Raw genomic sequence first — 11,601 nt, 5'->3', positions numbered from 1 at the left:
AGGAGGAACTAAGAATAACAAAACTGTGGTTAACTTTACAAAACAAAAAAATTCCAAACCCCACTTTTAAAATTGGACTTTGGAATTTAAAATATTAGAATTTCTTTAAAATCTAACCTTTAATCTGTTTCAAAGAAGTTTTGATTCCTTTAATTAATGATGAACTGAAACCATTGTGTTCCATTTCATTCAAACCAACAATTGTACAGCCTTGCGGTGTTGTTACACGATCGATTAATTGTTCTGGGTGTACTCGTTCTTCTAAAAGCATTTTTGCCGCTCCTTTTACAGTTTGAGCCGCAATTGCTAAAGCAGTATTAGAATCAAATCCAATCTCGATTCCTGCCTGCATAGAAGCACGAATATAACGCAATGCATATGCAGTTCCGCAAGCGCCTAAAACTGTTGCTGCATCCATTAATTTTTCGTCGATTACAGGAGCAGTTCCTAAATCTTGAAATAAGTCGACCACTGGTGAAGCATTTGCTGCATACTTTTCAGAAAAAGAAATACAAGTTGCAGATTCTCCAAACTGCGCTGCAATATTTGGCATAATACGCACTACTGGATACTCAAAATTTGTTTTGGTTTGAAGCATATCCAAAGACAATCCGCTAACTGCAGAAGCAATGGTTTTGTTTTGGATAACTGGCAGAATTTCGGCTAAAACAGTATCTACCTGATACGGCTTTATAGTTAAGATTACAACATCGGCTTCCTGAATGTTGTGTTTATTATCGTTAGAAACTTTAATCCCATATTCTGATAAATATTGAATACTTGCAGTGTTTCTTCTAGTGACAGTAACTTGGTTGTTTTTCGAGAATTTGGCAATTCCCAAGGCAATAGAAACCCCAAGGTTTCCTCCTCCAATAATGTGTACTTTCATTTTGGTTTGGCTTTAATTTATTTCTGGTTGGTAAACAGCATTTTCCGCCTGCAAATTACGCAGATTTTAGAGATTTTAAATCACTGCAAACGGCTAATTTGTGGCAAAAATCTAGAATCCAAGAATCAGATTTGCGACTCCAAAGTATAACATGATTCCGAATACGTCGTTGGTCGTTGTGATAAACGGACCAGTTGCAATCGCGGGATCAATTTTGTTTTTGTTAAGAAAAAGTGGCACTAAAGTTCCTAAAGTTGCGGCAAAAAGAATTACCACAATCATAGAAATAGAAATGGCAAATCCTACTAAATACTGCTGATACATGATAGAATGATAGCCCAATAAAAGCAATGAAATAATACTTCCCGAAATCATCGAAACGGTAATTTCTTTAGTGAAATAACCTCGGCTGAAATCTTTTAAAGTTCCATTGGCCAAACCTTGCACCACGATTGCTGAAGCTTGAACACCAATATTACCTGCAGTCGCAGAAAGTAAAGGCACAAATATGATTAAGGTAGAATATTTTTGAAAAGTTCCTTCATTTCCTTTCAATACAAAAGAAGCCACAATTTCGATTACCATTCCGATCAAAAGCCAAGGCAAACGCGCTTTGGTTAATTCGTAAACACTGTCATTCGATTCAACGTCTTGCGTAATACCCGCCGCTAACTGGTAATCTTTATCAGCTTCTTCCTTGATTACGTCTACGATGTCGTCGATGGTAATTCTTCCGACCAATCGGCCCAACTCGTCAACAACCGGAATAGCCTCTAAGTCGTACTTCTGCATGATACGAGCTACCTCAACATCTTCAGTATCAACTTTTACAAAATTTAATTTTCGGATATAAACGTCACCAATTTGAGTTTTGGTCGAAGAAGTCAATAAATCTTTTAGTGATAATCTTCCTTTTAATCGGTTTTCATCGTCAACTACGTAGATGGAATGCACTCTAGAAACATTCTCTGCCTGAATACGCATTTCTTTCACACAGGTTAAGACAGTCCAGTTTTCATTCACTTTTACAAGCTCCTTTCCCATCAAACCACCAGCCGTGTTTTCGTCGTAGCGCAAAAGATCAACAATGTCCTTGGCGTGTTCGACGTCGACCAGCTCAGAGATTACTTCTGCTTTTATTTCCTGCGAAAGTTCGGCGATAATGTCGGCAGCGTCATTGGTTTCAAGCTCATCAAGCTCTTCCGCAATTTCCTTTGGCGAAAGTCTGCTTAAGATGTTTTCGCGTAAATCTTCTTCTAGTTCCAGAAGAATTTCGGCTGTTTTATCACTATCTAAAACCTTGAAGATATAAGTTGCCTCATCGAAATCTAATTCGTCTAAAATTTCGGCAATATCGGCATGGTGCAGATCATTAAGCAAAACTTCCAGTTCACTGTCGTTTTTCTTATTGATCAGCTCCTCTAACTGATGTATAAATTCTTTACTAACTTTGAACTCCATTGGCTTCTATTTTTAGAGTTAGTTCAATAAATTCATCTACGCTTAGCTGCTCCGGACGTTTATCAAAGATAGTGTCTTCTCGCAAATTGTCTGATAAATTTAATGTTTTCAAACTGTTACGTAATGTTTTTCGTCTCTGCTGAAAAGCGGTTTTTACAACTGTAAAAAATAACTTTTCGCTGCAAGGAAGACTGTAATCTTCCTTTCGGGTCATTCTCATCACACCCGATTTCACCTTGGGCGGAGGAATAAAAACGTTTTCATTAACCGTAAACAGGTACTCTGTATCATAGAAAGCCTGAGCTAAAACTGATAATATTCCGTAGGTTTTTGAGCCTTTCTTTTCGCAGATGCGCTCGGCTACTTCTTTTTGGAACATTCCAGAAAACTCTGGAATCTGATCTCTAAGTTCTAATGTCCTAAAAACAATCTGAGAAGAAATATTGTACGGAAAGTTGCCTATTATGGCAAACTGTTTATTTTGGTAAACTTCATTTATATTATATTTCAGGAAATCCTGAGAAATAATCTTGTCTTTTAATTTTGGATAATTGGCATCCAAATACGCTACAGATTCGGTATCGATTTCTATAACATGTGTATTAATCGGCATTTCAAGTAAATACTTAGTAAGCACACCCATCCCTGGTCCTATTTCTAAAACCTCATCATATCCTTTAAAGGTCAAAGTATCTGCAATTGCTTTTGCAATACTTTCGTCTTTAAGAAAGTGCTGTCCTAAATGTTTTTTGGCTTTTACTTTTTCCATTTCATTTCTTGTTTGCCACGAGGGCGCAAAAGTATTCTTTTTTTGCCACAAAGACTCAAAGACACAAAGCTTTATTTATTATTTTCTTATCAAAAGGCATAAATGCAAGAAGTTTTTATTCTTTTTCATCAATTACAATAAGAAAATTGTCTTTATTTTTATTTACTTTATTCTTAACTGGAAATTTACTTATCCTTTCACTTAGACGTAAAAAAGCATAAAACCTTTCTACTTTTGACAATTTCAAAAAGTCTTCCTGTTGTCTTTTATTACTTTCTTCTTTTGTTTGAAATCGAATTTCCATAATTACTTTTTTAAATGAAAACTGTAACTCCGACTGAAAACTAAAAAAATTAGTGCTCTGAAATAACCTCCAATTCTGTTCTGAAAGAAAGCATTTTATCGGCAAATAAACCTAAAGCTTCTCTGTGAAATTCTGGTTCATCTTCGATATAAAACTTCTCCAGCGTTTCTTTACTATCTGTCACATATTGCACAGAATAAGTAATGCCTCCCATTTCTTCTTCAACCAAAACTTTTACAATTCGTGCTGAAGAAAATTTCTGAGTAGCCAGAATTTCTGGTATATGTTTTTCCTGCATCCATTTTAACCATTGGTCGTGAACGCTTTCGTGTATATTGGTGGTAACGTTGTAAATAATCATGTTTTAGACTTTCTTAGACTTCTTAGACTTCTTAGACATCTAGATTTTTAGACTTGATTTTCATCTAAGAAGTCTAAAGATCTAACAATCTAAAAAGCTTATTTATAAATTCTTATCCCCTCTCAACTCGCGGTATTTTTTTCTGGCATCGACAAAGTAAATACTGTCTTGATGGTTAAAAATTACCTTTTCATAAAGCGGTTTTGCCTTTTCTGTATCTTTCAATTCGTCATTGTAAATTTCAGCTGAGAAAAACAGTGCTTCATCTACATAAATTCCGTCGCTATGATTGTCAATGATCTGCTGATATTGGCTTAAAGCCGAAGCAAAATCCTTCTGGCTTTCGTAGACTTTTCCTAAACGCAATAACGTTACCGCTTCAATTTCTTGACCTTTATAGGTTTTCAGGATATTCTGAAACTGCGCAATTGCTTCTTGTTTTTTATTCTGATAGATTAAAAAATCTCCTTTTGCAAATGCTTTCAAAGCAACTTGAGTCGAATCGGCAGCGGTATTATCATTAATTAAAAGAAAATATTCTAGAGCGTCATTGGCGATTAACTGCGTGTTTGCCGCTTTCAACTCTTTGAATTGTTTATTGGCCCATTCAAAATCGCCTTTATAATAACTTGTTTTTGCGGCTTTCAAACTCGCTTCATGCGCCATTACATCATTCTTTAAATCCAATTGAATTTGCGAATAGTAAATCAGTGCCTGATTGTATTTTTCTTCCAAAAGCAAAATATCAGCCAATTCCATTTTTGCATCGGCTTTTTGATATTCGTTCAAATTCAATTCCAAGGCTTTTTTGATCACTGCCTTTCCTTCTTCTGTCTTTTTTAAATTAAAAGCCAGAAAATGGGCTTGAATGATTTGCAAAGATAAGGTAAAAGGACTGATTTCGTAAGTTGCCAGCAATTGCTTTAATTCCTGATCGATAACCGGATAATCTTTTCCCTGAGCTTTATCGATCTTAATTTGCATTAAATAGGCATTTGACTGAATCAGCAAACCTAAATCTTTTGTGTTTTGGAGAATGAAGTTCAGAATTTCTTCTGCCGTATCGTTATCTCCTTCGTTCATGGCAAACTGACTCAAATTGACAATGCTCATCAACGATTCTGGTTCGCGTTTGTAAATGGCTTTTTCTTGAATAAATGCTTTTCCGAATTCTTTCTGCTGCACATAAAACCAGCTTAGATAATGATTCCAAAAAACGTCTTGATCTTTTTGGGTTTTCAAGATTAAGGCTTTACGCATGGCATCTTTAAAAGCCGTATTATCGGTTTCACCATTCATAAATCGAGACAATTGTGTCTGAATCAAATTAGTGTTTTGCGGATTTGTGAAAGATTCCGTCAGCAACAAATCGATCATTAAATCGGTTTTACCCAATTGACCGTAAAGCATTCCGATTTGGAAATTGAAATTGAAATTTGGCTGAACCTGCATTGCGGTTTGATATGCCTTTAAAGCATATTCCAACAATACTTTTTTCTCAAACGAACTTGCAATTCCGTAAACATCATTAGGATTTACTTTTATTTTCTCGATTGCCTGTTCGTAGTAGTTTTTGGCTTTCGAATCGTTTTTCTGCAATTGAAAATTGTATCCCAGCTCAACCAAAAAAACGCCTTGTTTGTAACGATTGTAACGATCTTGAATAGCTTTTTCTGCATTGGCGAACTGTTGCAATTGCTGATAACAGTCGACTGTTCTTAAAAAATACTGGGTATTTGATGGTGCGCCTCTCAAAAGCTCTTCATAACTGATTTTTGCTTTTTCGAAATCGCCTTTGTCGTAGTAATATTGAGCCAACTGCTCGTTTTGACCAAACGCAAAACCAGAACATAACAAAACGATACAGATTAATATGTTTTTCATATTTTTTAGTTTTCAACCGTTTTTCTAAGTTTTCAGTCGCAGTCGCAGTTCTCAGTCAAACTGCAAACTGTCACTTTTCAATTACTGTAAACCGAAACATTTTTTAATTTTCAGTCTTGTTAAACTGAAAACTGTGACTGTAAACTGTGACTTTTTTTTAATTACTGTAAACTGCGACTTTTTTAGTTTTCCAAAAAATCAAACCTAAACCAATTAAGATAAATGGAACACTCAAAATCTGTCCCATATTAATCAGCATACTATTCTCGAAAGCTTCTTGATTTTCTTTGAAAAATTCAATTATAAAACGAGCTGTAAATAATAAAGTTAAGAAAGTTCCAAAGATTAATCCCTGTGCATTTCTGATTTTTTCTGATTTGTACATATAAAACAGAATCACGAAAATCAATATATAAGCAAATGCCTCATACAATTGCGTAGGATGTCTCGGAATCAAATCGTCTCTTTGAAAAACAACTCCCCAATTTCCGTTGGTTGGTTTTCCGTAGATTTCAGAATTCATAAAATTCCCCATTCTAATAAAGGCGCCTGTTACAGGAACTGCAACTGCCATTTTATCTAAAAGTCCCAAGAACTGCACTTTGTATTTACGGCAGTACAAAATCATTGCCGTTATAACTCCAATCGAACCTCCGTGGCTTGCCAAACCTTGATAGCCCACAAATTGATAAACTCCTTTTATTTTTTGAATTGGCAGAAGAATTTCTATAGGATGTTTGAAGAAATAATCAGGCTCGTAAAAGAAACAATGTCCAAGTCTGGCACCTAAAACGGTTCCGACAATTACATAAATCAATAAGGAATCAAGATTATCTAAAGAAAGGTTTTCTTTTTTGTAGATGTTTCTAACAATATAAAAACCTAAAAGAAGCCCGCAGGCAAAAAGAGCTCCGTAATATTTTAACGGAAAACTATCTGTGATCCAAAAAATAACAGGATCTACGTTCCAATTTAATATTCCGTTTTTCATAAGTGGTAATTTTTAGTCGCAGTTTTCAGTCACAGTTCACAGTCGAAACTGAAAACTGAGACTGAGACTGTCAACTAAATTAATTTATAATATCAAATCCGCAGTAAGGACGTAAAACTTCTGGTATTACGATTCCTTCTGGAGTTTGGTAATTTTCAATAATTCCAGCTAAAACACGCGGAAGCGCCAATGAACTTCCGTTAAGTGTGTGTGCCAATTGATTTTTTCCGTCTTTGTCTTTGAAACGTAACTTTAAGCGATTTGCTTGGAAAGTTTCAAAATTAGAAACAGAACTAATTTCTAACCAACGATCTTGTGCCGTAGAAAATACTTCAAAATCGTAAGTCAAAGCAGATGTGAATCCCATATCTCCTCCGCAAAGACGTAAAACTCTATAAGGTAATTTCAATTCTTTCAAAATACCTTTTACATGTTCTACCATTCCGTCAAGCGCTGCATAAGAATTATCAGGATGTTCGATACGAACGATTTCCACTTTATCAAATTGATGCAAACGGTTTAATCCGCGAACGTGTGCTCCGTAAGAACCTGCTTCACGACGGAAACATGGCGTATAGGCTGTTTGTAAAACTGGCAATTCGTTTTCGTTTAAAATTACATCGCGGAATAAGTTGGTTACCGGAACCTCAGCAGTTGGAATCAAATATAAATCGTCAATTCCAGCGTGGTACATCTGCCCTTCTTTATCTGGCAATTGTCCTGTTCCGTAACCAGAAGCTTCGTTTACCAAATGAGGCACCTGAACTTCATTGTATCCTGCAGCTGTATTTTTGTCTAAGAAATAATTGATCAAAGCGCGTTGAAGCTTTGCTCCTTTGCCTTTATAAACAGGAAATCCAGCTCCAGTGATTTTTACACCCAATTCGAAATCGATAATATCATATTTCTTCACCAATTCCCAGTGAGGCTGAGCACCTTCATGCAAAGCTGGAATATCTCCTTCTTGGAAAACATTCAAATTATCGTCTGGAGTTTTTCCTTCAGGAACAATATCAGCCGGAAGATTTGGTAAAGTATATAATTTATTGGTTAACTCAACAGCCAAAGCTTCTGCTTTTTCGCTCAGTTCTTTGCTTTTTTCTTTTAGTGAAACTGTTTTTTCTTTTAAGATCGCCGCTTTAGCTTTCTCGCCAGCTTTCATCAATTCACCAATATCTTTGGACAATTTATTAGATTCTGATAAAGTATTGTCTAATTCCACCTGTGCAGCACGACGATTTTCGTCTAATTGAACCACCTCTTCAACAACGCTTTTAGCATCGATATTTCGCTTTGCTAAAGCTTTGATTACTTTCTCTTGATTTTCTCTAATAAATGCAATTTGTAACATAGCTTGATTTTTATAACTATTGTATTTTTTATAACGGAAGCAAATTTAAGGAAATGTTTGTTAACAATAGGTCAAAGTTTTGCAGTAAAACCGAAATCTCCTATAAACAGCAAAAGCACTATAAAAGTGCCTTTGAATGTTATTTAGAAATTGAAGATTTTACTCTAAAAAACGATGTCTATCATCTCTGTGAAAAGCGTACTCTCTTCCGTTATATTTGATTTTTTCTAATTCTTTTTTAATTTTCAAGTCACTTTTTTCTTCAATACCATTTTCCAAATCATTTTCTATAGCTTCTTCATAATAAAAGTTTTTAGATATGATCAAGTCAAAATAACCATTGGTCTTATGATCCGAAAGACTCATTCCGGTTTCTAATGTTTCTATTTGAAAAGTTCCACTTCCGTTAGAATCACCATTGGTCAATCGAATTGGATATTCGTATAAAAACCTTTTTATCTCCTTATCAGCCAAAGTTATTAATGTAAATTTCTTCTCCGAATACAAAACAATTCGGCTGCTCGCATTGGCTTCTGTATAAAAAGCAATTGCTGGAGTAGTTTCGTTTAGAAAAACCAAATCTTTCAGAATATGCGATTTTGAAAACTGAATGGCTTCATTATCATAATAACCTAAATTATCGTCAAACTCTTCAGCAATTATACTTCCGTCCTCGCGATTTACAAATAAGTATTTACGCTGAAAATAATTTCCCAGCTCTTCATCATCATCGTTGGTTTTAAATGCTTTTTTTTCATGCGAAACGGTTGTCAGGACAAAAAAAGCAGTTTGATCGTCATAATTGATAGAACTTGTCTCACTAATTTTAATATCCGAATATTTGATTTTTAAATTTGATGCCACTTTTGAGAGCAGATTCAGATTCATTTCTTTTGAATCTTCGATCTCATCCAGATTTTTAAAAATGATTTTTCTTAGTGGCTTTTTATTGCGACCAAGATGTGCTTGCGTCTCCGAAAGTAGTTCCTGATACTGAGTTTCAGCATCGTTTTTAACTTTTTCATCTTTCCCGCAGGAAAATAAAAACATCAAAACGGCACTCAAAAGAATCGTTTTTTTCATAGGTTTTGATTTGTTAGAAATTAGGGCATTCCAAATATATAATTTTCTTACAAACCTTAACAGAAAAATTAAAATTTAATCTCTCTTAATTTCGTGACCTACAAACTCTTCCAGCGTTTTAAACATTTCTTCAACCGAAAGCACTTCTGTATCGGGATGTGATTTTAAAAACGCCGCATTCAGTTCAGCAAGGTTTTCATCCAATTCAAAATAAGCATTGTTATTCAGCAAATCTTTGAAAGCGTTCGGAGCATCGTATTTTTCTTTTAAAAATTTACCTAATTTAATATTGCTCTGCAGACGCAGTTTTCGGCATTGTTCTTTAAACAACTCCAAATGCTTATCGGCACCAATCAAAGCTAAACCTTCTTCAATTAATTCATTCAACTCTTTATTCCAGCCCGAATCATAAACGAACTTCGAAAAATTCCCTTCTGCATATTTCGAAGCGTAAAAATCCAAGTAATAACTCATCAATGCATCTTCGTGAATTAAATCGTCGTCAATTTTTTCTTCACGCATTAAATTGATTACCGAAATATTCGAATTGACAACATCTTGAGGATTTTCGCTATTTGCCGCCGCTTCTGAAATAATGATTTTACCGAATTCCATTTGAATTTTTATTTAAAAGATTGTTTTGCAAAGTTGAGAGAAATAATTGAATGTTCCCTTTCAAACGTATTTATTTTGCCTTATTTCATTTCCAAAAGACCGATAAAACGATTTTTTTCACATGAAATACAATTTTTCTAACTTTTCTTCGTTTGTGCTTACAATCTTTAACGCGAACTGACGTTATTAATATAAATTAAAAAGTTTGTCAAAAATTGACTACCTTTAAGCAACCATTTATAAAAAAGAATATCTGTTTAAGAAATAAGACTTTACACCAAAGTTCTCCAAGCTAAAACCAAAACCATGAAACAGATCTTACTGCTATTTAGCATCCTGCTTTTGCTGGTCAGCTGTGATAATGATGAATTGCCACAGTCTGATGTCCCATTTGCATTAGTAGGCAAAGGAGATTCTTTTTCTAATAGTCAGAGCATTGCGCAAAGACATTTGGTTATTAAAGATGCTAAAACCTGGAATAATTTCAAGAAAGAAATGAATATTACTGGCGAAGTAGCAAAAGGTTTTAAAGAAACCAATATTGATTTTAGCCAATATCAAGTTATCGCTGTAATTGATAAAACGCAACCCAATGACGGACATTCGATCGATATTGTAGAAATGACCGAAAACCGCAATACCATAATTGTAAAAGTCGAAAAGCTCAAAAATGGAAATCTTACTAAGAAATCATCCAGACCTTACGACATTGTGAAAACAGCAAAAACAGACAAGAAAGTGGTTTTTGAGCAATAATCTCTGATATTTTATACTTAATCATAAATCCGAGGCTGCATAGTTTGTCGACCCAAAAAGACAAAGAAAACAAACTTTTATCAAATTAAAATTAATATTTCTTCATTTGCCATTAAATTTTATAATGGTTCGAAAAGCTGTTGTTTTGAATTTTTATAAACCGTAATTTTATTGCATTCAGAATCGACTAAGTTTCAAAACCATAAAATATGATCCAAAGAAAAGTATTAGAATATTACGTTTTAGACGTATTCTCAAACGAGAGCTACAAAGGAAATCCGCTTTCTGTAGTTTTTACAGATGGAAATCTAAAACTAGAAACATATCAGGATATTTCTCGAGAATTTCGCTATTCTGAAACTTCTTTTGTCTATTATTCTACAAGAGAAAAAGCGCTTATGGTTCGTTCCTTTACACCAACAGGAATCGAAATCGATGGTGCGGGTCATAATTTACTAGGCGCAGTCTGCGGTGCACTTTTAAAAGGAATTCCCATATTTGACGAGCAAAATGAAAGCGAACCTTTTGTAATTATGAATCATTTGGCAATTCCGCTGACGGTCAGTTTTGATCCTGAAACTCTTGCTCCTATTGTGCAAATGCATCAAAAATCGGCAGTTATCAAACAAGAAATTCCAACCTATCGAATTGCGGTAGCATTGGGTTTAAAGATTGAAGATCTGGATGTGAATGCTTTTGTGCCAACGATAGTTAAAACAGAAGTCGCTCACGCCATGGTTCCAATAAAAAACAGTCAGATTCTTAACAGTTTTGTTCCCGACAATCAGCTTTTAATAGAAATATCAAAAGAATATGATTTTGAAGGGTTTTATTGTTTTACCCTAGTCGATGAAGGCCAGGAACATATAGTCGAAACAAGATTTTTCAATCCAATCATTGGCATAAATGAAGATCCGGCAACAGGAACGGCGGCCGGACCGCTAATTGGTTTTTTAACACAAAAGAAATTCACTAAATCGGATAAGGAATATAAAATTCTTCAAGGAGTAAAATTAAAACAGCCATCAATAATTGAAGTTATGAATCGCGAAGAAGATATTTTAGTTGGCGGTTCTTCGATAATTACTATGAAAGGGGAACTTTACATATAAAAAAAGCTGTATTTTGAAAATGCAG

Annotated in this window: 12 protein-coding genes; 2 read left to right on the top strand and 10 right to left on the bottom strand. The window is 34.6% G+C overall.

All coding sequences use genetic code 11. The features are described from left to right. Positions 1-112: 112 nt before the first annotated feature. From proC to GR162_RS21505, 10 genes are all read right to left on the bottom strand, one after another. Positions 113-889: a pyrroline-5-carboxylate reductase gene (proC, locus tag GR162_RS21550; RefSeq protein WP_160783811.1), complete on the bottom strand. Its 777-nt coding sequence runs from the start codon at positions 887-889 to the stop codon at positions 113-115. 111 nt (positions 890-1,000) lie between these two features. Beyond that, complete coding sequence (gene mgtE, locus GR162_RS21545) at positions 1,001-2,350, bottom strand: magnesium transporter (RefSeq protein WP_008465512.1); 1,350 nt, start codon at positions 2,348-2,350, stop codon at positions 1,001-1,003. Next, positions 2,334-3,119: a 16S rRNA (adenine(1518)-N(6)/adenine(1519)-N(6))-dimethyltransferase RsmA gene (rsmA, locus tag GR162_RS21540; RefSeq protein WP_160783810.1), complete on the bottom strand. Its 786-nt coding sequence runs from the start codon at positions 3,117-3,119 to the stop codon at positions 2,334-2,336. Before rsmA ends, mgtE begins: the two co-directional genes overlap by 17 nt. A 115-nt stretch (positions 3,120-3,234) precedes the next feature. After that, complete coding sequence (locus GR162_RS21535; RefSeq protein ID WP_160783809.1) at positions 3,235-3,423, bottom strand: hypothetical protein; 189 nt, start codon at positions 3,421-3,423, stop codon at positions 3,235-3,237. A gap of 49 nt (positions 3,424-3,472) precedes the next feature. Next, entirely contained in the window at positions 3,473-3,784 is a 312-nt protein-coding gene (locus GR162_RS21530; RefSeq protein WP_111284937.1) for a DUF4286 family protein, read from the bottom strand. A 102-nt stretch (positions 3,785-3,886) separates the two neighbouring features. Further along, entirely contained in the window at positions 3,887-5,668 is a 1,782-nt protein-coding gene (locus tag GR162_RS21525; protein WP_160783808.1) for a tetratricopeptide repeat protein, read from the bottom strand. 157 nt (positions 5,669-5,825) lie between these two features. After that, positions 5,826-6,659 carry a prolipoprotein diacylglyceryl transferase gene (gene lgt, locus GR162_RS21520; RefSeq protein WP_160783807.1) on the bottom strand — a complete coding sequence of 278 codons (834 nt, stop codon included), beginning with the start codon at positions 6,657-6,659 and terminating at the stop codon, positions 5,826-5,828. 79 nt (positions 6,660-6,738) lie between these two features. Next, positions 6,739-8,010 (bottom strand): serine--tRNA ligase, encoded by a 1,272-nt coding sequence (gene serS / locus GR162_RS21515; protein WP_160783806.1) that lies wholly within the window; start codon positions 8,008-8,010, stop codon positions 6,739-6,741. 159 nt (positions 8,011-8,169) lie between these two features. Further along, positions 8,170-9,093, bottom strand: coding sequence for a hypothetical protein (locus tag GR162_RS21510; RefSeq protein ID WP_160783805.1), 924 nt, complete (start codon positions 9,091-9,093; stop codon positions 8,170-8,172). Between the two features lie 75 nt (positions 9,094-9,168). After that, the gene (locus GR162_RS21505) at positions 9,169-9,708 is read right to left on the bottom strand and encodes a hypothetical protein (RefSeq protein WP_160783804.1); all 540 of its coding nucleotides are present in this window, start codon (positions 9,706-9,708) and stop codon (positions 9,169-9,171) included. Positions 9,709-10,014: 306 nt separating this feature from the next. Between GR162_RS21505 and GR162_RS21500 the strand changes: the two genes are divergently transcribed. Then, positions 10,015-10,464 (top strand): protease complex subunit PrcB family protein, encoded by a 450-nt coding sequence (locus GR162_RS21500; protein WP_160783803.1) that lies wholly within the window; start codon positions 10,015-10,017, stop codon positions 10,462-10,464. Between the two features lie 209 nt (positions 10,465-10,673). Further along, positions 10,674-11,576: a PhzF family phenazine biosynthesis protein gene (locus GR162_RS21495; protein ID WP_160783802.1), complete on the top strand. Its 903-nt coding sequence runs from the start codon at positions 10,674-10,676 to the stop codon at positions 11,574-11,576. Positions 11,577-11,601 lie beyond the last annotated feature (25 nt).

Source organism: Flavobacterium sp. HBTb2-11-1, from assembly GCF_009826975.1.
Classification (GTDB): domain Bacteria; phylum Bacteroidota; class Bacteroidia; order Flavobacteriales; family Flavobacteriaceae; genus Flavobacterium.
This window is presented reverse-complemented; position numbering and strand designations above follow the sequence as displayed.